The organism is Thauera sp. WH-1 (genome assembly GCF_047806685.1).
GTDB lineage: Bacteria > Pseudomonadota > Gammaproteobacteria > Burkholderiales > Rhodocyclaceae > Thauera.
Genome location: NZ_JBLQGP010000005.1, coordinates 38,535 through 59,598 on the forward strand (window position 1 = coordinate 38,535; position 21,064 = coordinate 59,598).

Sequence of the window (21,064 nt, forward strand, 5' to 3'; positions counted from 1 at the left end):
CATCAGCGCTTGGCGATGTCTTCCTCGGCCTGCTTGACGAGGTCGGCGCCGATGCGCTCGGCCCATTCCTTGTACACACCGGCGGTGGCGGCGCGGAAGGCGTCGCGCTCGGCGTCGGACAGGCGCACGACCTCGACGCCGTTGGCCTCGATCTCCTTCAGCAGGGCGTCGTCCTCGGCCGAGATGCCGGCGCGGGCACGGGCCAGCTCCTCGGCGGCGGCCTGCACGGCGGCTTCCTGCACCGCCTTGCGGTCGGCCTCGGTCCACGAGTTCCACACGTTCTTGTTGACCACGAAGATCAGCGGGTCGGCCACATAGCCCCACAGCGTCAGGTTCTTCTGGCCGACGGTGTGCAGCTTGGCGGCGTTGAACACGGCGAGCGGGTTCTCCTGGCCATCGACCGCGCCGGTCGCCATTGCCGGCTGGGCGTCGGCCCAGCTCATCTGCGTCGGGTTGGCGCCAAGGGCGGTGAAGGTAGCGAGGAACAGCGGCGAGCCCACCACGCGCATCTTCATGCCCTTGAGGTCTTCCGGCGTGCGGATCGGCTTCTTCGAGTTCGACACCTCGCGGAAGCCGTTCTCGCCCCAGGCCAGCGGCACGACGTCGCGCTCGGCGAGGATCTCGAACATCTTCTGGCCGACCCGGCCCTGGGTCAGGGCGTCGATCGCCTTGTGGTCGGGCATCAGGAAGGGCAGCGCGAACAGGTTGAGTTCCTTGACCTGCGGCGACCAGTTGATCGTCGAGCCCACCGCCATGTCGATGATGCCCTGGCGCAGCGCGGTGAATTCCTTGGTCTGGTCGCCGGAGACCAGCGAGGTGCCCGGATAGACCTTGATGTTGATGCGGCCTTCGGTCTTCTCCGCGACCAGGTCGGCCCAGCGCTTGGCGCCCCAGCCCCAGGGGAAGGCTTCGCCGAGCACGGTGGACAGCTTGTATTCATCCTTGTACTGCTGGGCCGAGGCCGGCATGGCCAGGCCGAGCGCGGCGGACGCGAACAGGCCGGCGACGAGGGCATTGAAGCGGCGTTTTTGCATGAGAGGGGTCTCCGAGGGACTTGTTTTGAGCCGGACGCGCAGGCAAAGCCGGCGCGAGGAAGGCGGATTCTACAAACCGGGGCGCGCCACGACCAGCCGAGATTACCCGCAGCCAGGACTGACGCCACTCGGCTGCGCCCCGGCGCCGTGGCGCCGCCCGCCCGCGCTCAGCCCTCGGCGGGCGGCGCGAGCGTGCGCCGCAGGAAGTCCATCAGGCGGCCGACATGGTGCTCGAGATCGGCAAAGGATTCATGATCGCCCGCCAGCGTCAGCAGCTCGACCGGCGTGTCGCCGCGTGCGGCGAAGATCTGCCGCGCCTCGTCGACCGGCACCACGGCGTCGTCCTCGCCATGCACCAGCAGCACCGGGCGATGAATGCGCGAAATGGTGGCGAGCGGCGCGATGTCGTCGAAGCGGTAGCCGATCGTCTTCTGCACATACTCGAGGATGTAGCGGCCGACCGGCTTCTCCGGGATGCGCCTGGCCGCCAGCCAGCGCCGCATCATCGCCGCGGGATGCGAAAAGGCCGCCACGCTGACCACCACCGCCACCTGCGGCGTACGCGAGGCGGCGAACAACACCGCGCCGGCGCCCACCGAATGGCCGAGCAGCGCGATGCGCTGCGGGTCGACACCGGCGCGTGCGGCCAGCCAGGCGAAGGCATGCTCGACATCCTCGGCAAAGCGCGGCAGCGAAGCGAAGCTGTCGTCGTCGCTGGCACCGTGACAGCGCGCATCGACGAACAGCATGGCAAAGCCGGCCTCGTGCAGCGGGCGCGCAAGCGGCAGCATCAGCGCCGCATTGCCGCCCCAGCCATGCAGCACCACCACTGCGGGCGCCAGTCTGTGCGCCTCGTCCGCGGCCGCCGGCGCCGGGATGAACCAGGCGTGCAAGGTCTTGCCGTTGGCGGTCGCGATGCGCAGCGTGTCGAAACCGAGCCCGAGCGCGCCCGGGTCGGTGTGATGCGGCAGCCGCGGCGCGGCCAGCCCCTTGCGGATGCCCCAATGCACCAGTGCCCGCCCGCCGGCGAGGGTGGCGGCACCGGCGGTGAAGGCGGCGATCAGTGCGGGCGCGCCCATTGCCGCTCTCCTCAGGCTGCCTGCAGCAGAAACTCGACCTTCACCGCATCGAACGGAAACTCGATTCGTCCGTCGTCGGTACGCGACAGCACACCGGCGTCGAGCAGCGCAGTCACGTCGCCGTGCACCGCCTTGACGTCACGCCCCACCCGCCTGGCCGCCTCGCGTATCGAGACCGGCCCCGCCGCACAGAGCGCCTTCAACAGCTCCCAGCGCTTCGCGCTCAGTACCTTCCAGAGCAACTCGGGCGTCGCGAAGGCAATCCGCGACTGAGTATCACCACGCCCGGTTTTCATCGCGCGCGCCGCATCGGCCAGCGTCTCGGCCAGGCTGCGCACTTCAAGAACGACCGTGTTCATGGTTCCACCTCGCAATGTCCGCAGCAAAGTCGCGGGTAAGTTGATCCGGATCGGAAAAGGCGTAGTCCGACTCTTGGTCGCCGTAATGACGGTGATCGCCCTTGCCGCGCTCGTTGTCGTAACGCAGCACACACTCACCGCCGATCACATAAGCCAGCCGGTACTTGAACGGATGCTCAGAAGGCGGCACCGGCTCCGGGACCCGCCATACGGCAACGTCGGCAAATGCATCCGGCGCAATGACGACCCGGCGGCGGATCAACGGAAGGGCTTTCATGTTGGAGATATTGACAACAACTCGTGCTGTTGTCAAAGGCAACAACACCTGCCAAGCGTCCTCAACGCCAGACGCCCGCCCACCACAGCCGCGCGCGCAGCCCCCAGCCGGTCGTGTAGCCGAGCGCCACCGAGCGGATGTCGCCCGCGGCATCGACCACCACGAAGGCGGGCACGCCGCGCAGGCCGTAGCGCTGGGCGATGCGGCCGTCGGCGTCGATCGCGGTGGTCCAGTCGAGACCACGGTCGGCGAGGACCGTGGCGACCGCCGCCGCATCGCCCGACTGCATGGCGACGGTGAGCACCGGGTGGTCGGCGGCGATGCCGTCGATGCTGCCTTCCTGCGCGGTGCAGATCGGGCACCAGTCGGCCCAGAAATACACCCCGATCGCCTTGCCCGGGTGCGGCGCGCGCCACGCGGCCAGGCTCAGCGCGCTGCCGTCGGCGCCGAGCGCGTCAAAGTCGGGCGCCGGGCCAGCCGGGACATCGCGCGCCATCCACGCCTGGATGGCGAAGAAGATCGCCACGAAGATACCAATCTCGACCGCCCAGCGCCGCCAGCGCGGGACCTTGCGCGTCGGCGCGGCACACGGGACCGCGCCGCCAGCCTCGGCCGGGGACGGGTCCGGCGCAGCCGGATCGAGACGGGAGGAATCACAGCGCGGCTTCGTCATCGGACATCGATCCAGCGCCGCCCCTCGCCCTCGCGTTCGAACAGGCGCCAGTCACCGCCGCTGCCGCACAGGCCGTACACGAAGGGTTCGCGCCCGCGGCCCGGCGTCGCGAAGCGCAGATCGCGGAAGGCCGCGCAGACCTGGCCGGCGGTGTCGTGCTCGACGTGGTCGAGCACCGGGAACATCGCGAACCAGCGGAAGAAGGCGAAATCCTCGGCCTGCCACACCTTCTGCGCCAGCTCGCGCCCGTCACCGTTGCCGAAACGGTCGGCCACCTCCCACTGCGCCATCGACACCGGCAGGTAGGGCGCCGAGAAGTGGCGGATGAAAGTGTCGCCCTCGCCGGCCACCAGCGGCTGGCTGCGCCGGGTGTTGATGTGGGCGTAGTGGTAGCGCTCGCCGTCGAACACGATCGCCGTCCAGTTGAAGGGCGAAGCCGGCCTTGGCGCGGCATCGACCTCGACCGCCGCGATGCCGTTTGCGGTCGCGTAGGCGCGCGCGACATCGATCGCCTCGCTGCGTCCGAGCGCCCCAACGCCGACCCAGCCGGCGAGCAGCACCAGCGCCAGTGCTGACGGCACCCGGCTCGTGCGCCACAGCGCGCTCGCCAGCAGGCCGGCGACGATGATGCCGGTAAAGGGCAGATCGATGATGAAGGTCGTGCCCCAGCCGAAGCGGTGGTCGGAGAACGGCGCCAGGATCATGGTGCCGAACTGGGTGATGAGATCGCCGAGGATGTGCACGAAGAGCGCCGCACACACCACCAGGTAGAAACGGCGCCAGCCCGCGCCTGGCCTGCCGTCACGGGCCCAGAAACGCGCCAGCAGCCAGGCGATCAAGAGCCCCCACAGGGGCAGCAACACGAGCGAATGGGTGACGCCGCGGTGCCCGCGCAGATAGGTGAGCTCGGACACCCAGCCGAGCACGAAGTCGAGATCGGGGAAGGTCGCCGCGATCGTGCCGGCCACCACCATCTGCCACACGGGCGGCTGCACGCCCGCTGCTGCCCGGGAGGCGGCGCCTGCTGCGACGGCCGAAGGCGCACGGCGGCCGGCGAGCACGCGACCGACCAGCGCGCCCGAGAGGGCATGGGTCAAGGTATCCATCAGGTCCCGGGAAATGCTTCCTGTCTAGTGATCAGCCGCCTGCGCCCCCGGCCACAGGCGCGAGAGCGCCGGCAGCAGCGCGCGCCAGTCTGGCGCCGAGCGGGTATCGACGACGAGGGCGCGCTCGAGTTCCCCCTTTTCGAGCGCCTCGCGCGCCACAAGTTGCGCCGCGAGCACCGCCAGGTCCGCCTCGGAGGCGTCCTTGCCGGCCTCGGCGCGGCGACGCACCCGCTCGCGCAGCACCGCCGGCGGCGCATCGAAGGCGAGGATCACGAAGGGCACGCCGAGCGTGTCGGCCAGCTCGGCAAAGCCGAAGCGTTGTACCCGCTTCAGGAAGGTCGCATCGACCAGCATCGGATAACCGGCCTCCACGCCTGCCAGCGCGAGTTCGCCCAGGCGCGCATAGGTGCACACGGTGGACTCCGCGGAATACAGCCCGCCATGCAGTGCCGACCCGCTCGCTGCCTCGGCGTCGAGGCCGAACAGGCGCTTGCGCTCGACGTCGGCGCGCACGCGGATCACGCCGCAGGCCTCGAGCAGCGGCTGCGACTGGCTGCTCTTGCCGGCCCCCGAGACGCCGCAGGCGATCAGCAGCGCAGGCGTCGCCCGCGCCGCCTGCGCGCCGGCGAGCGCCAGGTAGCGGCGACATTCGGCCAGACTCTCGTCGCGCGCCGCCGCATCGAGCTGGGCAGCGCGGATGGCCGCGACCTTGGCCCGCACCATGGCGCGGTAGCTCAGGTAGTAGGGCAGCACGCGCAGGCCTTCGTAGTCGCCGCTGCGCTCGAGCCAGGCATTGAGGAAGCGCCAGCCGAGGTCGGCACGGCCGCGGGCCTGCAAGTCCATGACGAGGAAGGCGATGTCGGCGATGACATCGGTCCAGCGCAATTCGGCGCTGAACTCGATCGCGTCGAACAGGCGCGGCTCGCCATCGAGCACGATCAGGTTGCCCAGGTGCAGGTCGCCATGGCATTCGCGCACCTGGCCGGCCGCCAGGCGTGCCTCGAAGACGGGACGCAGGACCGCGAACTGCGCCTCGGCCCAGGCCTGCGCGCGGGCCAGCTCGGCCAGCAGGGCCGGATCCTTGCTGCGCGCGCGAACCTGCTCGAAGTTCTGCCGCACCGGCGCATGCACCGCGTCGGCATGGCCGAAAGCCCCGTCCGCGCCGGCCACCTCGGCCGCCGCATGGAAGTCGGCGACGTGACGGGCAAGGCGGTCGCACAGTGCGGGACTGAGCTGGCCCTGCTCGAGCAAATGCGACAGCAGCGCCGACTGCTCGAAGCGGCGCATGCGCACCAGGTAGTCGATCGGCGCCGCGGCCGGCGCCGGCTCATCGGTCGCGCCCGGCACCAGCGCGCTGCCCAGCCGCGGCGCCTGCGGCGCGCCCAGCACCGGCACCACCGCCTCGTACAGCTCGGGTAGGGTGCGCCGGTTGAGTCGCAACTCGTCCTCGCACGCCGCGCGCCGGCGCGCCGGCGTGCTGAAGTCCAGGAAGCCGAGGTCGAGCGGTTTCTTCAGTTTCCAGGCATGGTCGCCGGCGAGCAGGATCCACGAGATGTGGGTCTCGATCAGCTCGACCCCGCGCGCGGAGTCCGGCAGCACGCCGGGCTGCATGAGTTGCCGTACCAGTCCGTCGTCGCCGTGCATCTGCGCTCTCCTCCGCATTCCCGCCGCCATGGTAGCGGACATGACGCACGCCCGATCAGGCAGGGCCCACCACCCCCGGGCAACACCGACCTCGCACCGACCTCAGGCCGGCCGCGCCGAATACTCGAGCAGGAAGGCGTTGGCCGGCTGCGCGTCGAGCAGATAGCGCGCCATGTCGTCGACCCGGTCCTTGACCGCGTCCGACTCCAGCAGGCCTTCGAGGTCGGCCTGGGTGATCTCGGTGTCGATCAGGTCGACGCACACCACCCCGAACGAGGCGCTCATGTCGCGGTGCAGGAGCGGAAAGCCCGCCACCGCCGAGAGCCGGCGCGGCATCACGCTCAGCTTGGCGCTCGAGATGCCGAAGGCGCGGTGCTCGACAAAGGCCTTGTCGTCCAGGAACACCTTGCCCGCCACGCCTTCGCCGGGCGCGAAGCGCAGGCCGAGCTCGCGGCGGGTGAAGCCGCCGGCGGGCACGGCCGCATAGAAATAGAGCTGTCCCGGGAATTCACCCTTGTCGCGGAACTCGTCATCGGGCAGCAACAGGTTGGCGCGGATCCCCTCCAGCCGGCACGCGCGCCCCTGCTCCGTCATGTAGGCCAGCACATCGGTGCGCAGTTGCTCCAGCTGCCCGATCACCGCCTGCAGCACCTCGGGCTCCGCATGCAGCGGCACCCGCCGCCGCCAGACCCGCTGCCGGCTCGCCGGCATGCGCTGCAGCTCGGCCCCCACCCGGTCCAGAAACAGCTTGACCTGGCCGGACAGCACCTGCGGGTCGGGGCGAAGCTGGGGGTGAGGCGCGCACAACTGGGTCAGCAGCTTCTCGACCGCATCGGCCGTCGCCGCGCAGTTCTGGAACTGGGCGAACGGGCTGGTGCCGACATCGCCGATGCCGAGCAGCAGGCCGAAGACCGGCCGCTGATGGCGCATGCCACGCGCCATGCCGGCCTCGAACAGGATCCACGGCCGTTCGAGGCTGCGCGGCGTGAGCAGGCAGACCACGTCGCTCGCCGCATCGAGCGCATCGACCACCTTGCCGTACCACTCATCGCCGAATGCGATCCCCTCGGTGCCCTGCGAGTCCGAGGAGCGGAAGCAGTGGATCATGTTCGCCGTCACCGCGCGCACGAGATCACTGAACAAGGCCGCCAGCTCCGCATCGCGGCTGTCGTGGCTGATGAACACATAGGGTGCCGCCACAGTCCGGGCATCGGCGGCAGTCGTGGATTTTCTGGGCATGGTCGGGTCTCGGCGGGGAGAGCAGAAGATCAGCGCGAGAAGGCCGCCGGCAGCAGCATGCCGACGGTGAAGCGCTGGCTTGCCTCGCGCGACAGGCACAGCACCTCGGCCTCGGGCGGCATGAACTCGGCCATTACCTGGCGGCAGGCGCCGCAGGGAGTATGAAGCTCGCGCGTCGGCGTCAGCAGATAGAGCCGAAGGATGTCGCGCTCGCCGGCCGCAACGGCCTGGAAGATCGCGTTGCGCTCGGCGCAAACGGTGAGCCCGAAGGAGGCGTTCTCGATGTTGGGCGCCGCAAACACGCGCCCCGAGCCGGTCACCACCGCAGCCGCCACCGCAAAGCCGCTGTAGGGGCTGTACGAGCGCCCGAGCGCTTCTTCGAGACGCGCCGCCACCTCAGGCGAAAGCCGAACGTCCGTCATGCTGCGTCTCCCGGTTGTGATCGGGCAAGCATCGGCCAAATGCGCAGGCAAGGCAATCGGGGCGAGGGGGAGCGAGTGGGGGCAGGGCCTGCGCCATGGACAGCAGCCACGAAGCGGGCAATGATGCGGGCGATTCACAAGGAGGCCAGCATGAGCACCGGAAACCGTTTGTCCGACAACCCGCCCCGCGTCGAGAAGCTGGCGCAGATGCTGCACTTCCAGGACAAGGCCGTCGTCAGCCGCATGCTGGTGAAGAACGCCGGCGGCAGCGTCACGCTGTTCGCCTTCGACGCCGGCGAGGGCCTGAGCGAGCACACCGCGCCCTTCGATGCGCTGGTCATCGGCGTCGAGGGCCGCGCCGACATCGTGCTCGGCGGCGCGCACCACGCCCTGGGCGCCGGCGACACCTTGCTGATGCCGGCCAACGTGCCGCACGCCGTCAACCCGCTCGAACCCTTCAAGATGGTGCTGGTGATGCTGCGCAGCCCGGCCGACGCCGCCAAGTGAGCGTCTCGCCCTTCACGGCGCTTGCCTGCCCGCTTGACGGCGCACCGCTGCAGCGTAGCGGCGCGAGTTGGCGCTGCGCGGACGGCCACTGTTTCGACATCGCCGCCCAGGGCTACGTGAACCTGTTGCCGGTGCAGAACAAGCGCTCGCGCGACCCCGGCGACAGCAAGGAGATGGTCGCCGCGCGCCGGCGCTTCCTCGAGGCGGGGCATTACAAGCCGATCGCCGACGCGGTGGCGCAGGCGGTGCTCGCCGGCGCCGTGCCGGGCCGCACCCTCACCTGTCTCGACGCCGGCTGCGGCGAGGGCTACTACCTGCGCCAGCTCGCCGCCGCGGCGGCGGCCGAAGCGCGCCCGCTCGCACTCGCCGGCCTAGACATCTCGAAGTGGGCGGTGCAGGCGGCGGCGAAGCGGGACCTTCAGGACGCCCGCAGCCAGGCCGGCGCCAGCGCAAGCCCGAGCACCACCTGGATCGTCGGCAGCAACGCCGGTCTGCCGGTGCTGCCGGCCACGCTCGACCGCGTGCTGTGCATGTTCGGCTTTCCGGTCTACCCCGAGTTCGCCCGCGTGCTGCGCCCCGGCGGCGTGCTGCTGCAGGTCGACGCCGGCCCCGATCACCTGCGCGAGCTGCGCGAGGTCATCTACCCGACCCTGAAACCCGAGCGCCCCGCCGCACGCCAGGCGCCGCCCGGCTTCGAGCCCCTCGGCACCGACACCCTGCGCTTCCAGATCCACGTCGACGGCGCTGCGCCGATCGCCGACCTGCTGGCGATGACGCCCCACCTCTACCGCGCCACCGCCGAGGGCCGCGCCCGCGCGGCGGCACTCACCGCGCTGACGATGAGGGTGGACGTGCGCCGGGCGCGCTACCGGCGCCTGACGGACTGAAGCCGCGGCGGCGGCCACCGCCCCCACACCCACGCCTGCAACTGCAACTGCAATCGCAACAATCCACCCGTTCGCCGTCACTGCGAAGATGAACGCCCGATGAACGGCGCCTTCAGCATCGATTCAGGCAGCTGGGCGCAGCATGGCATCACGGTCAAGACAGGACCGCCCCCAACCAAGGAGATGCCATCATGCGTGCCACCACCCTCATCGCCACCCTGGCCCTTACCGGCGGACTCATCGGCGCCGGCGCCGCCATCGCCCCCGCGTTCGCCCAGAGCGCCACCCCCGCGGCCACCCCGGCTGCCGCGACCACCCCCGCCGCCCAGTCCAACTGGCTGAGCATCAAGGACGTGCTGGGTAAGCTCGAAGCCGCCGGCTACCGCGACTTCCGCGAGGTCGAGCGCGACAAGGACAAGTACGAGGTCAAGGCCACCGACCCGCAAGGGCAGCGCGTTGAACTGGATGTCGATCCGGTCACCGGCGACGTCCTCAAGACCGAGGTCAAGCGCAGCAAGTAAGCACCGCCCAAGGGGGCCGGCACGACCGCCGGCCCCTCTTCGCTATCTGGCCGCCACGTGCGCGCCTGCCGCCTTGCGTCGCCCCTTTTTGACCTGCCGCCTGCCGCCCTCGCCTTCCACTCTCCATCGCCGGGAGCCCGTGCCATGATCCCCGCCCTCTCCACCCTCCCCGCCCTCGCCGCCTTCATCGCCGTGATCGCCGCGGCCTGGGGCCTCAACGTCGCCGCCCTCGACGGCGGCACCGCCTCCCTGCCCTGGCTCGTCCGCGAACAAGGCCTCTACCTCAGCGGCCTGCTCGCCATTGGCCTGATGTCGCTGGCGATGGTGCTCGCCACCCGCCCCACCGTGCTCGAGCGCCCGCTTGGCGGCATGGACCGCATCTTCCGCCTGCACAAGTGGGCCGGCATCCTCGCCGCGGTGTTCGCCGCGCTGCACTGGCTGATCGAGATGTCGGACGACGTCATCAAGTCGCTGTACGGCAAGGCCGGGAAGCCAGCGCACGATGAATTCGGCGGCCTGTACGAGGCCCTGCGCGATGCCGGCGAGGAGCTCGGCGAGTTCGCCATCTACCTGGTGCTGGCCATGGTCGTGCTCAGCCTGTGGAAGCGCTTCCCCTACAAGTTCTGGCGCCACCTCCACCGCGCGATGCCGGTGTTCTACCTGGTGCTCGCCTTCCACGCCGCCGTGCTGGCGCCGCCCGACTACTGGACGCAGCCCGTCGGCGTGCTGCTCGCGCTGCTGCTGGCCGCCGGTACGGTGGCCTCGGTGGTCGCGCTCACCGGCCGCATCGGCCGTGACCGCAAGGTCCAGGGCGTGGTCACCGCCGTGTCCTCGCCTGCCCCCGACGTCACCGAGATCGTGTGCCGGCTCGACGGCGCCTGGCGCGGACACCAGGCCGGGCAGTTCGCCTTCGTCGGCTTCGAGCGCTTCGAGGGCTCGCACCCCTTCACCATCGCCAGCGCCGACCACGGTGACCGCAGCCTGACCTTCCAGATCAAGGCCCTGGGCGACTACACCCGCCAGCTCGCCAGCCGGGTCGCGGTCGGCCAGGCCGTCACCGTCGAAGGCCCATACGGCCGCTTCGTGCTCGGTCGTCAGGACCACAAGGCGCGCCAGATCTGGATCGCCGGCGGCATCGGCGTGACGCCCTTCCTGGCCTGGCTCGACGCGCTGCGCGCCGAGCCCGCTGCGGCCCCGGCGGTGGAGCTGCACTACAGCACCCGCGGTGCGGCGCACGACCCCTTCGTCGAACGCCTGCGCAGCCTGTGCGCCGAGCTGCCGAGCGTGAGCCTGCACATCCACGACCGCGCCACCGGCGACGACCTGACGCCCGAGCGCCTCGCCGCCACGGGCACCGACGGGCAGCGCGCGGAAGTGTGGTTCTGCGGCCCGCGCGGCTTCGGCGACCAGCTCAAGGCCGGCCTGGCGCGGCTGTGGGGACGGCGGCTGAGCTTCCGGCGCGAGGCGTTCGAGATGCGCTGAGGCCCTGCCGGGCGCGGCAGGGTTGCCGAACTGCTAAGGTGCAATGACTCGGTACCGCCTCGGTGGCGGGTACCGAGTCAGCCCTTCAACCGCGAGGAGGCCACCATGCTGGTCAGGAAAAGCAGCGAACGCGAATGGGCGCCGTCCGGTTTCCCGGGCATCGAGCGCAGCCTGTTCCGCAACAATGACGCCGGCGGACGCTCGTCGGTGGTCCGGCTCGCGGCCGGCAGCCGCTTCCCGCGCCATCGCCACCAGGGCACCGAGGAGGTGCTGGTGCTCGCCGGCAGCGTGCGGATCGCGGAGCAGGACCTGCTGGCCGGGGACTACCTGTTCACCGAGGCCGGCGAGGAGCACGACGTACTGGCGCTGACGGACGCGATCATCTTCGTGTCGTCGCAGAAGGCGACGCCGATCGTCGAGTGAACGATGGCGAGGCGCGGCGGCCGGGGTCGTCGAGCACTTCGCGATGCACCAACATTTTCGCGCCCTGTTCGAGACGTAGTTCGCGAACGTCATTGCTTCGGGCATGCCACTCGGATTCACGGCAAGCATAATCGGGGCATGTCCCGCCGTTACCGCAAGTCCCGCCGCGATCCGGGCCTGTTCGAGATCGCCACCACGTCCGACTGGAAGGTCTCTGCCGCCATGGCGGCGGTGTGCATCCTCGCAGCAACCGTGATCATCCCCGCGATGTTCGGTAGCAGCCGCATGCTCAGCGGTCTGGTGCTGGCATTCGTGCCGCTGGCCTGGCTGATGGCGGTCCTCTTCGGCAGCATTTCGGTGATCCGCTTCTTCCAGCAGCGACCGCCGGCATCTCCACCCCCGCCCCGCCCGCCCGCAGCGCGTCAAGCGCAGCCGGTGGTTCGCGCCACCAACGCCCCGTTGTCCGAGCTCGACAAGGCGCTGCTTGCGAGATCGTCTGCCCCCGAGCCAGCGCCAGTGGCGCAGGAAGCTCACCCGACCGTCTGGTCGCGCGCCCTCATCGACCGCATCGAGTGGAAGCGCTTCGAGGATCTGTGCTGCGAGTTCTATCGCGTGAAGGGCATCCGGGCCGAGACCACCGCGCTCGGCCCCGACGGCGGCGTCGACATCCGCCTGTTCCAGGACGACACCGACCCGCAACGCTGCACAGCGGTCGTGCAGTGCAAGGCCTGGAACCAGGCGGTCGGCGTCAAGCCGGTACGGGAACTGCGAGGCGTGATGGCGCACGAGCGCGCTGAAAAGGCCTTCTTCATGGCCCCGAACGGCTTCACCGACGAGGCCCGCGCCTTTGCCGCCGAGAACCGGATCACCCTGCTCGACGGCAAACTGTTCCTCGCCATGCTCGAGCGGCTGCCCGAGGCCCTGCGCCAGCAACTGCTCGACTTTGCGACCGCGGGCGACTGGACGACCCCCACCTGCCCGTCCTGCGGCGTGAAGATGGCCGCGCGCGACAGCAAGCGGGGCCGCTTCTGGGGCTGCATCCGCTTCCCGAAATGCCGCGCAACGCTGCAGATGCGCGCCGCCACGCCCTGATCGACTCCGGGAGTCCGCCTTGCGAACCAACCACGTCCTGATCGATTTCGAGAACGTTCACGTGAAGTCGCTCGAGCTGCTCAAGGGCGAGCACTTCCGCGTCATGGTGTTTCTCGGCCCCAAGAACACCAAGCTGCCGGTCGATCTGGTGCTGGCCATGCAGGCGTTCGGCACTCGGGGCGAGTACGTGATGCTCGAATCGCCAGGGACCAACGCGCTGGACTTCCATGTGGCGTTTCATCTCGGCCGGCTGGCCGCCGAGGACCCGGGCGGCTTCTTTCACATCATCTCGAAGGACACGGGATTCGACCCCCTGGTCCAGCACCTGAAGGCGCGCAAGGTGTTCTCGGCGCGATCACCGTCGATCGAGGAGATGCCCTGTTTTCGCACAGCGAGTCACGTTGCCCCGGCCGCCAGTCCCGCACACGCACCACCGCGCGAGCAGCGCGTCGCGGATACGGGCCGGTTCGACGAGCTTTGCAAGATGGCCATCGCGCAACTGGTCGCCATGAAGCGGGCGAGACCAGGCAAGTTGAGCACACTGCACAGCACCATCCAGGCCAAGCTCGGCAAGGACGTGCCGGGTTCGACCGTCGACATGGTGTGCTCGGAGTTGGTGAAGCGCGGCCTAGTGAAAGTGGCGGGGCAGCGTCTTGCATACGCGATTCCGGATTAGCACCGGCAACGCCCGCGCACTGCGGTGACACTCCGGGCGGGTCAGGTGCAAGTCGATCCAGTCAATCGTTTGGCCGCACCTCGGCCTAAACGGACGTTCGACCGGTGCGGTGTTAAGGGCTGCAATGCTCCGGTCACTTGCCGATCAGCCGGACGGCCCGCAGGCTGGCAGCATCCCGAATTGACGAACGCGTACTCCCGCCAGAAATCGGCGGCTCAACGGTTCGGCGATGGCTAGATGACAGTTGATCGGCAAGTATGTAGAGCGCGCGGAACCTCGCTCTCTCGTACTGACGACCGCATGTTGGAATTAATGACGCGCTACTTACAAACTCCCTACTGAGCCCATCCACGTTTCGTCATTCCAATCCCCATAGTCGGTTTCACGCGTCCGAACGTGCGCTCTCCAAAACTGGTGGATTCGCATGCCGTCGACGTTAATCAGTCGCTGGACAGCATCGCCATCGAGTGCAAGAGCCACTCCCCCGCCGCCGCCCATTTTTTTCGAGTGCATCGGCCTCCAATTCCAGTTCCAATAGCGCAGTTCGCCGACCGTATCGCCTGAAAGCAGCAGGTCTGCTCCTCCGCGTCGAGGTATGGCGATTAGCGGTGCATCCGAGCTGTGATTTGCAGGCAAGCATGGCATGCGACCAACCAGATCAGAGTGCAGGTATCCGACAAAATAATCGAACAGGGATAGCAGCAAGGGCCGAACATTTCCACCTGTCGCTGTTGGAAAGGCCCCCGCGTCTTCAAATCGATCGACTCGGAGAGCCAGATCCGTAGCTCTAGGGACGATTACGCGCCCAGGGAGCCAATCATGCAGATGAAAGACACTTTGACAGTCAACGGCGTCTTCGGAGGCGAGGATGGAGACAATTTCGAGCTCTCCCTGGTACCGAGAGTCACTCTGCGCCGGTAGGTTGAGGTGAAGCAGAACTCTATTCTCGTTCCGATTCACTTCTTCTAAAGCCAAGGCGGCCAAGGCGCCAGCTTCAGTAGCATTGCTCGGTCTCGCGTTGTGCAGACTCCTCGCCCAAATAGGTGTTTTACCCGGGAGCATTGGAAGCAGACTCACGTCGGCCGGCGATGCGTGTCTTGCCTCAGCCTGTGCCACGGGTACAGGCATTTCCCACTGGTCACACGCGAGAGCAAGCGTCCTTAGAAATGCAGACCTGGCGAAGTGGCCACGTCGAGCGATGAAGTGTCCGGCCTCCCCCCGACCGTGGCTGTCACCGAAGTAGCTGAAGTCACCGTCATAGCCACCACCGTTTCGTTCGATCTGCCGCTCGAACTCGTATGTCCAATGCCTAAGAAATGGCTTGCGCGAGCGCCTCTCCAGATGCTCCATGCGGCTCTTTAGAATGGGCGGAACGATCGTCCCAGCACAAAGTTCATCCGTGAGCTCGGGGCTTCGATACATCGCCGGCGCCTCGCCTGAGTGAGACTTGAGCCACGAATGCACCAAGACGGGCGTTCCAAGTGCTCGTCCGATGAATACATCGGACAGCACGGAAGGAGCATCGATTGCGGCTCGCAGTTCGGCCGCTGAAAGTATGGAGGACCCACGCGCGAGGACTACGATTGCGAGGCCCTCCAGCACCTCGGATTCAAGTTTGAGAGAGCGCAGCCACCGCAACAGAGCCCACCAGGTTACCTGCGCCGACGATTCGGTTGCCAGCGCATTGGCCACTTGGTGAATCACTTGAAGCTTCGCCATCGGTACGGGCAGGCGCAGCCGGGACATCGCGACATCGGAAAGCGTCACGCCGGTCATAATGTCGCTCTTCCTAGCCAATCAGGACTTGTCAGCGGCTGATCGGAAAAGTCCTCTATGGTCGCGTTGACCATTACTTCGACCACCGTCTTCGCCGTAGGCACCTCATCTACCGCCAGCAGAAAGTGGACCAGTCGATGATGCGGGATCAAGAGGGAGCCCCTTCGCCCAGCTTCCATGGGTTTGGTGGTTTCTGCAATGAACTGCCTCCACCTCGCCTTGTAGTGGCACGCGAAGGTGGAAAAGCGCTGTAGGGCATCGGCCTGATCGTAGTACTCATCCCAGCCCCGCCGATGTATTTGTGCAGCGACGAGCCACCTGTAAGCCCGCCCTTTACCCTCGAGCTGTAGGCTGACGTCGAAGGCCAGATCGAGGACGTCGGCTATGCCGCTCGGGATGTTTCCCTCCGAGAGGAATGGCTCGAGACTCCGCAGTAGTTCCATCCCGCATTTTTGCTCGAGCCAGTAATGGAACCATGCCCGCACGATCTTGCGTTCGGCGACATAGGCGTTCCGCGTGCGAAGCTCCTCGATCAGGCTCCGAATGGTCGTAGGGGGATAGTCGGATACCTCGATATTGGGACCGTCCTCGGAGGGAGAATTTCGCTCTGGCCGAGCCTGTCCAAAATCCTCAAGGGGCAAACCAAAACGTTCTGCGTTGGAAACGATGATGGCTGCGGCCAACGCGTCTCCCGCATCGGCACGCTTTCGAAGTGATCCGATGCCGTGACTATCCCAAACGGCAGATGTTACGAGCGGCATGGCGGGGTCGTCGAGTGACTCCGTCGCCAGCAACTCCGAGAAGACAAGATCTGCCATGTACCACTCGGATGTCATAAGCCAGTGGTTGTAGAAGGCCGCGAACGTCTCGGGAATCAGCGCGATTATTAGCCTTGCAAGGTCTGAGGGGCGCGCGCCCGCGTCCTCGGTCATGTCTTCTATGCATACGACAATGGGAATCAAGCGCCGCAACATGTCCGTGGCAAATGTGCGGTCTCTCGAAGAGATCGCTTCGACCGCGTCGATCACGGACCCGATGGTTGGATCCTTGCGCCAGCCATAACCGATCACGCACGACAGCGATTTCCGCAGCAATACATTCGCTTGCTCATCAAGTCGGAATGTGGTCGCAAGTTGGCAGAGTTCTAGGTAGCCAGCCGTTCTATCGTTGAAGGGACTGATAGAGGTCTCGATCTTCCTTCTCCGGAAGTCGATCTCTTCGCCAATCAGATCGCGGTCCAGGAGGTCGAAGCCAGCACCTGCATAGTGGTTGCACCAGTCTGAAGGTACAAAGTGATGCGACAGCTTGGCGCGAGCCCATTCTGAAGATGGAACCTTGGTCAGTCCAGATCGCAAGGAAGTCAACAAGAAGAGGTCGCCGGATATCTCGGTAAGCGCGTTTCGGAATGGAATGTAGTCTGTCGCCGCCTCATAGCCTTCTGGGGCTTGAATAGCATCCAAAAAACGAAATGGAAACGCAAACGCCGGAATCTCGCGGCGCGCAAGCTGAGAACCTACGGAGTTAGCTAGTACTATCACCTGCTGCGCGGCGGTCGATAGCCAGGCGCGATTCTTGTAGTGCGGCGTCGGGTCTGTAACGGGCGCCCCGCGCTGAGACATGCATCGAGCTACTATCGAGAAAAAGAGACGGTGTAGATACCTTTGGACAGCCTCTCGCGGGATCTCGGCGTGACGATCCACATCAAGTGACGCGTCGTAGTCGTTGCAATCGCGCTGCTCGAGGGAACCGCCTTGGTAGAACAAACGCCAACACCATGACATCGGGTGCTTGGAGAATCTCACGAACTCGGGCCAGTCGTGAAGCTTGGCGCAAAGAGCGCCTGCCAAGCGCAAGCATGCCAGTTCAAGTGCGCATCGCTGAGCTAGCGACATCGGCTTGCACACGAATTTCATCAGCAACGCCAAGTCCGCGCCCTTGGAAAGCTCGCGAAGGAACAGATTGAGCAACTCCGTGGCGTCCGTCCCGCCCAGGTCCCTTGTGATCGCCAGAATCCTGTCCGGCTCGTATTGTCTAGCTCCAGCAGCGAGTTCCAAGAAACTCTCTGCGGCTAATCTGAGTGCGGTGCGGTCGTAGGCGCCGACACGAATTCGATCGTTGATTCGCCGACGCATCAGTTCCATGCATTCTTCCGCGTCGGCCCTCCGTTCTGCGAGCAAGTACTGCCTGCCCAGCAAGTGAAGTCGGCCGACACTGGCGTTTTGCGAACCCGCGGCCAGAGCCTTCAGTGGATACTCGTCTTCAGTCAACTGAAGGGCGCATTCATGCAACGAGTCGTAATCGTCGAGTTGGAACTCTGGGCCGTTGTGCAGACGGGTCTTGAGCCAACGAACCTGAATTGCCTTGGCGAAGATCCCGTTCTCGAATGCGACCTCCTCTGCAGCCGTGAGAATCTCCTCCGTCTGATCTCGGGGATATGCGGATGCCAAACTCTCGATAACCCAGTTCTTGTCGGGCGCATCCAGGAGGTTTCGAGTGTCCCCTGTCCGTGCCTCATACAACCACAGCCACCCCCACCGATGGAATGCTGGTGCTTGCGCTCGAAGCCACTCGACCACGTTCGGCAGCAGGAGGCGTATTCGCTCGTCGTGCTCGGGGTCGTCGCGGACAAACGCGTAAACGCTTCCGTGGAATGCAACTTGTCCCGCTTCGGTATTGTGAAGTAAGTGTCCGATTGCAGAGCTCAAGTCGCCAGCGCCGGTTTTTAGACACCTTTCGAGACCCAGCGCTGGCCATATAAAGCCGGCGTCGGCTAGCAAGTGCAGGGCATCCCTCGCGGTATGCGGCAACCGCTGCCAAAGCATGGCGTAGTACTTCTTGATGTCCCCGTCTGGCGCCCACGTGTTCGAGTCAATCACTGATGGCTCGAGGACGCGATGCTGCCGGATGAGTGCTTCGAAGCAGTAGGTCAACACTAGCGGATGGCTTCCAGTGACCCGTTGAAAGGCGGTTGCCAGCGTTACCAAGGCGTCTGTTTCCGACTCATCCCGGTTTGGCGTCTCGAATCTCTCGGCCTCGTACTGAGCTCGCAACCAGCTCTTAATGGCCACCAGCGACATTCTGGGAAGCTCGATCCAAGCGGCCGAGTCAATGAAGCGATTGAAGTGGGACGGAAGTTGCTGCTCCGAGACTTTCTGGGTTCCGATGATGAGCGCGACGTTGTCCGGAACCGGAAGCAGGGCCGTGAAGAGGCTGTCCAGAGGACGTTTGTCTCGATCGTTCTCTCGCCAGACATGATCCAACCCATCAATGACGACGACGAATCGCTTCCCTTCGGTAGCATAGCCGCGGGCACAGGCTTCGATCCAGGTGCGCAAGTGCTCAGCGCGATCCGGAAGGCCGCCGACGTGAGAGAAGTGTTGAACTTCCATCTGTGCGATGAGCGAATTCGCGACGCTGGCTAGCGTGAAGCGATCGGATCTATCGCCTAGATCCAGGAAGTAGTGGTGACGAATGAAGGGAACTTTGCTGTGTTCAAGCTCCCTGCAAACGTAGCTGAGAAAGGTGCTCTTTCCCTGCCCTGGAGATCCCCAAAGTACGACCGCACTTGAGCTTCCGAGGGAGTGGAGGAACTCAGTGGCAAACTCGGCATCAGGAGGCTGATACCCATCGGGAACCCGAAATGATTGTTCGAGGGGTCTTGGTCGCCGAATGTTGAGAGTACCCCGAACGAGGTCGAGCGAAAGTTGCCCCCGAGGAGGGGGGAAGTTGCGTCGCACAGCCCAGTCGATTGCCTCTCTGAACAATGACAGCCAACCTGAGCGATCTGTGTGGCGCGGAACAAAGCGGTCGACAAGGGTCCTTTCAAGTGCTAGCGCCCCTTGGTAACTGTGACGAAACTCGAACTGTTCAAAAAACGCTTCAGCTCTGTCTGCGCTACCGAGCTGATAGAGAAGTTCGGTTCGAACGGTTGGATCGACGCAGCTCAGCTTCACCCGGCGGGTAGCCGCATCCATTGAGGCTTCGAAGTCGCGACTCGGAATTCGGTTTGTTATGACGGCAGCCGTATGGATGCGCTCAAGGCCCACGCCGAACAGGGAATCGCACCACTTCTGAAGAAGGGATCGACCCGCGGGCTTGTGGGCAAGAAGCCAGTTCCACGTCAATGCGTTGCTGCTGTCGTCCGCGTCAACAGTGAACTTCACCTGAAAGAGGACAAAGGTATTGTCCCGGCGCAGGGCCACGACATCGTCGAGTCCCTGAGGAACCTCGTCGTGATCTGATTCAAACTGGACCCATTCGAACAGGTCTGGATCCTCGAGCCAGTCACATAGAAGGTTCAGTCCCACGAGGTTCTGGTACACGTATCCGCTTAGCGGGATGGCAGAGCGCTTGATGCGGTTGTAGAGTTCCGTCATTGCTGTGCGAAATTGGCGTTAGTTCGGCAGTTAGCGCGGTCATGGCCGTGTCAAGTGAGGTCATTAGAACATGACGGGCGGAACGAGTATGCGCTGCAAATTCGTCACTCGCATTGACCGCCGAGGGCGGCGACCGTGATGTGCGTTATGGCCAAAGTCGTGACCAGGCATTTGCCGCGCGAGACAACAGCCAACACAGGCGACAGGCGGTCTTGTTGTCTACGTTAAGCTGCGACGGCTCACGTGTAACTCGTCGACCCGCTGCTTCCCTCGCAGCCGCCGTCATCCGAGCTTCGCCAGCGTCGGAGATAGGGCGGGGGTTTGCCTTCGTCGGATAGAGAAGCGGCCGTTCGTGGCCTCCCAAGGCTGAACGTCGGGTAAGGGACATATCGCGGTCCGATTCCGGGTGATGGGTCAACAGCCGCTTCGGCCGACCTCCCGCCACTCATCCCTCACGCCCACCCCGCATCACTCACGCGAGCCTGACCTGTTTCACCTCCGCAACAATCGACCTGCAGGTCGCCTCGCAGGCACCATTGCATGGCGGAGGTCGCTTGGAACCCCGAGAGAGATCGCAATGCCCGCCGTGCTGTCCTCCACCGTCTCGCTGCCGCCCGCCTACCGACCCGGCGACGTTCTCGCGTTCCACCGCCGAGATCCACAGGAAGTCGCCGAGTCGGCAACGGACACGTCCCTGCGCAAGGGTCTGGCCTGGAACGGCCGTCCTGCGCACCTCGAGTTGCGCTTCGAGCCGGATCGGGCGGAAGCCACGCTGACGATCGACGACGCGGGCAGCGCCGAGTGCGCGGCGCGGTTCGAAGCCATGGTGCGCCGCATGCTCGGCCTGACCCAGGACATCGACGCGTTCGAGGCCCGGCATCGCCACCACCCGCAGGTCGGCGGGCTGATCGCCCGCCAGGCGGGCTTGCGCGTGGCGGTGGCGGCAACGCCGTTCGAAGCCCTCACCTGGGCGGTGACCGGGCAGCAGATCAGCCTGGTCGCGGCGGTGTCGCTGCGACGCAAGCTGATCCTGGCGGCGGGCGTGCGCCACGCGACCGGCCTCATGTGCTATCCGGACGCGAAGCGGATCGCCGCGCTGACCGTGGACGATCTGCGCGCGGCGGGCTTTTCCGCTGCCAAGGCGAACACCCTGCTCAGCCTCGCCCGCCTGGTCGCGGACGGCGCGCTGCCGCTCGATGGGTGGCTGCAGACGCTGCCGATCGAGGAGATCCGCGAGCGGCTATTGAGCGTGCGCGGCATCGGTCCGTGGACGGTCGATTACACGCTGCTGCGCGGCTTTGGCTGGATGGACGGCTCGCTGCACGGCGATGCGGCGGTGCGCCGCAGCCTGCAGGGCCTGCTTGGCAGGGAGGAGAAGATCAGCGAGCACGATGCGCGCGCCTGGCTCGCCGCGTTTTCGCCGTGGCGTGCGCTGATGGCTGCCCACCTGTGGGCCGCGCAGAAGGCGACCGCGCCGTGACGGGCGGTGAG

The 21,064-nt window shown here is 66.2% G+C and carries 19 protein-coding genes; 8 read left to right on the plus strand and 11 right to left on the minus strand.

From position 1 onward, the window contains the following. Positions 1–2: 2 nt before the first annotated feature. The 9 genes from ACMV5O_RS06875 to cdd form a co-directional block, all read right to left on the minus strand. Positions 3–1,034, minus strand: coding sequence for a DctP family TRAP transporter solute-binding subunit (locus ACMV5O_RS06875; RefSeq protein ID WP_416162807.1), 1,032 nt, complete (start codon positions 1,032–1,034; stop codon positions 3–5). Between the two features lie 167 nt (positions 1,035–1,201). Then, positions 1,202–2,113: an alpha/beta hydrolase gene (locus ACMV5O_RS06880; protein WP_416162808.1), complete on the minus strand. Its 912-nt coding sequence runs from the start codon at positions 2,111–2,113 to the stop codon at positions 1,202–1,204. Positions 2,114–2,124: 11 nt separating this feature from the next. Continuing rightward, positions 2,125–2,472, minus strand: a complete 348-nt coding sequence (locus ACMV5O_RS06885; RefSeq protein WP_416162809.1) for a DNA-binding protein — start codon at positions 2,470–2,472, stop codon at positions 2,125–2,127. After that, a complete protein-coding gene (locus ACMV5O_RS06890; protein WP_416162810.1) occupies positions 2,453–2,749 on the minus strand; it encodes a toxin-antitoxin system TumE family protein in 297 nt (98 codons plus the stop codon). The genes ACMV5O_RS06885 and ACMV5O_RS06890 overlap by 20 nt, the downstream gene beginning before the upstream one ends. Positions 2,750–2,810: 61 nt before the next feature. After that, a complete protein-coding gene (locus ACMV5O_RS06895; protein ID WP_416162811.1) occupies positions 2,811–3,422 on the minus strand; it encodes a protein disulfide oxidoreductase in 612 nt (203 codons plus the stop codon). Next, the gene (locus tag ACMV5O_RS06900; protein WP_416162812.1) at positions 3,419–4,528 is read right to left on the minus strand and encodes a metal-dependent hydrolase; all 1,110 of its coding nucleotides are present in this window, start codon (positions 4,526–4,528) and stop codon (positions 3,419–3,421) included. The genes ACMV5O_RS06895 and ACMV5O_RS06900 overlap by 4 nt, the downstream gene beginning before the upstream one ends. A 24-nt stretch (positions 4,529–4,552) precedes the next feature. Continuing rightward, positions 4,553–6,172, minus strand: coding sequence for a bifunctional aminoglycoside phosphotransferase/ATP-binding protein (locus tag ACMV5O_RS06905; RefSeq protein WP_416162813.1), 1,620 nt, complete (start codon positions 6,170–6,172; stop codon positions 4,553–4,555). A gap of 102 nt (positions 6,173–6,274) precedes the next feature. Continuing rightward, positions 6,275–7,411 carry a toll/interleukin-1 receptor domain-containing protein gene (locus ACMV5O_RS06910; RefSeq protein ID WP_416162814.1) on the minus strand — a complete coding sequence of 379 codons (1,137 nt, stop codon included), beginning with the start codon at positions 7,409–7,411 and terminating at the stop codon, positions 6,275–6,277. A gap of 29 nt (positions 7,412–7,440) precedes the next feature. Further along, positions 7,441–7,833: a cytidine deaminase gene (gene cdd / locus ACMV5O_RS06915; protein ID WP_416162815.1), complete on the minus strand. Its 393-nt coding sequence runs from the start codon at positions 7,831–7,833 to the stop codon at positions 7,441–7,443. A gap of 150 nt (positions 7,834–7,983) precedes the next feature. Between cdd and ACMV5O_RS06920 the strand changes: the two genes are divergently transcribed. From ACMV5O_RS06920 to ACMV5O_RS06950, 7 genes are all read left to right on the plus strand, one after another. Further along, complete coding sequence (locus ACMV5O_RS06920; protein ID WP_416162816.1) at positions 7,984–8,340, plus strand: cupin domain-containing protein; 357 nt, start codon at positions 7,984–7,986, stop codon at positions 8,338–8,340. Next, a complete protein-coding gene (locus ACMV5O_RS06925) occupies positions 8,337–9,227 on the plus strand; it encodes a putative RNA methyltransferase (RefSeq protein ID WP_416162817.1) in 891 nt (296 codons plus the stop codon). Before ACMV5O_RS06920 ends, ACMV5O_RS06925 begins: the two co-directional genes overlap by 4 nt. Before the next feature lie 191 nt (positions 9,228–9,418). Further along, the gene (locus ACMV5O_RS06930; RefSeq protein WP_416162818.1) at positions 9,419–9,748 is read left to right on the plus strand and encodes a PepSY domain-containing protein; all 330 of its coding nucleotides are present in this window, start codon (positions 9,419–9,421) and stop codon (positions 9,746–9,748) included. 144 nt (positions 9,749–9,892) lie between these two features. Next, entirely contained in the window at positions 9,893–11,230 is a 1,338-nt protein-coding gene (locus tag ACMV5O_RS06935) for a ferric reductase-like transmembrane domain-containing protein (protein ID WP_416162819.1), read from the plus strand. Positions 11,231–11,335: 105 nt separating this feature from the next. Further along, positions 11,336–11,653: a cupin domain-containing protein gene (locus tag ACMV5O_RS06940; RefSeq protein ID WP_416162820.1), complete on the plus strand. Its 318-nt coding sequence runs from the start codon at positions 11,336–11,338 to the stop codon at positions 11,651–11,653. Positions 11,654–11,791: 138 nt separating this feature from the next. Continuing rightward, positions 11,792–12,745, plus strand: a complete 954-nt coding sequence (locus tag ACMV5O_RS06945; RefSeq protein ID WP_416162821.1) for a restriction endonuclease — start codon at positions 11,792–11,794, stop codon at positions 12,743–12,745. A gap of 19 nt (positions 12,746–12,764) precedes the next feature. Then, complete coding sequence (locus ACMV5O_RS06950) at positions 12,765–13,421, plus strand: PIN domain-containing protein (protein ID WP_416162822.1); 657 nt, start codon at positions 12,765–12,767, stop codon at positions 13,419–13,421. A 324-nt stretch (positions 13,422–13,745) separates the two neighbouring features. On the opposite strand, the gene ACMV5O_RS06955 is transcribed toward ACMV5O_RS06950, so the two are convergent. After that, positions 13,746–15,197, minus strand: coding sequence for a hypothetical protein (locus ACMV5O_RS06955; RefSeq protein ID WP_416162823.1), 1,452 nt, complete (start codon positions 15,195–15,197; stop codon positions 13,746–13,748). After that, complete coding sequence (locus tag ACMV5O_RS06960) at positions 15,194–19,573, minus strand: NACHT domain-containing protein (protein WP_416162824.1); 4,380 nt, start codon at positions 19,571–19,573, stop codon at positions 15,194–15,196. The genes ACMV5O_RS06955 and ACMV5O_RS06960 overlap by 4 nt, the downstream gene beginning before the upstream one ends. A gap of 577 nt (positions 19,574–20,150) precedes the next feature. Between ACMV5O_RS06960 and ACMV5O_RS06965 the strand changes: the two genes are divergently transcribed. Next, positions 20,151–21,053, plus strand: a complete 903-nt coding sequence (locus ACMV5O_RS06965; protein WP_416162825.1) for a DNA-3-methyladenine glycosylase family protein — start codon at positions 20,151–20,153, stop codon at positions 21,051–21,053. Positions 21,054–21,064 lie beyond the last annotated feature (11 nt).

Coding starts and splice junctions, on each gene's coding strand:
- ACMV5O_RS06875 (WP_416162807.1), bottom strand. CDS start 1,034: ATGCAAAAACGCCGCTTCAATGCCCTCGTCGCCGGCCTGTTCGCGTCC.
- ACMV5O_RS06880 (WP_416162808.1), bottom strand. CDS start 2,113: ATGGGCGCGCCCGCACTGATCGCCGCCTTCACCGCCGGTGCCGCCACC.
- ACMV5O_RS06885 (WP_416162809.1), bottom strand. CDS start 2,472: ATGAACACGGTCGTTCTTGAAGTGCGCAGCCTGGCCGAGACGCTGGCC.
- ACMV5O_RS06890 (WP_416162810.1), bottom strand. CDS start 2,749: ATGAAAGCCCTTCCGTTGATCCGCCGCCGGGTCGTCATTGCGCCGGAT.
- ACMV5O_RS06895 (WP_416162811.1), bottom strand. CDS start 3,422: ATGACGAAGCCGCGCTGTGATTCCTCCCGTCTCGATCCGGCTGCGCCG.
- ACMV5O_RS06900 (WP_416162812.1), bottom strand. CDS start 4,528: ATGGATACCTTGACCCATGCCCTCTCGGGCGCGCTGGTCGGTCGCGTG.
- ACMV5O_RS06905 (WP_416162813.1), bottom strand. CDS start 6,172: ATGCACGGCGACGACGGACTGGTACGGCAACTCATGCAGCCCGGCGTG.
- ACMV5O_RS06910 (WP_416162814.1), bottom strand. CDS start 7,411: ATGCCCAGAAAATCCACGACTGCCGCCGATGCCCGGACTGTGGCGGCA.
- cdd (WP_416162815.1), bottom strand. CDS start 7,833: ATGACGGACGTTCGGCTTTCGCCTGAGGTGGCGGCGCGTCTCGAAGAA.
- ACMV5O_RS06920 (WP_416162816.1), top strand. CDS start 7,984: ATGAGCACCGGAAACCGTTTGTCCGACAACCCGCCCCGCGTCGAGAAG.
- ACMV5O_RS06930 (WP_416162818.1), top strand. CDS start 9,419: ATGCGTGCCACCACCCTCATCGCCACCCTGGCCCTTACCGGCGGACTC.
- ACMV5O_RS06935 (WP_416162819.1), top strand. CDS start 9,893: ATGATCCCCGCCCTCTCCACCCTCCCCGCCCTCGCCGCCTTCATCGCC.
- ACMV5O_RS06940 (WP_416162820.1), top strand. CDS start 11,336: ATGCTGGTCAGGAAAAGCAGCGAACGCGAATGGGCGCCGTCCGGTTTC.
- ACMV5O_RS06945 (WP_416162821.1), top strand. CDS start 11,792: ATGTCCCGCCGTTACCGCAAGTCCCGCCGCGATCCGGGCCTGTTCGAG.
- ACMV5O_RS06955 (WP_416162823.1), bottom strand. CDS start 15,197: ATGACCGGCGTGACGCTTTCCGATGTCGCGATGTCCCGGCTGCGCCTG.
- ACMV5O_RS06960 (WP_416162824.1), bottom strand. CDS start 19,573: ATGACGGAACTCTACAACCGCATCAAGCGCTCTGCCATCCCGCTAAGC.
- ACMV5O_RS06965 (WP_416162825.1), top strand. CDS start 20,151: ATGCCCGCCGTGCTGTCCTCCACCGTCTCGCTGCCGCCCGCCTACCGA.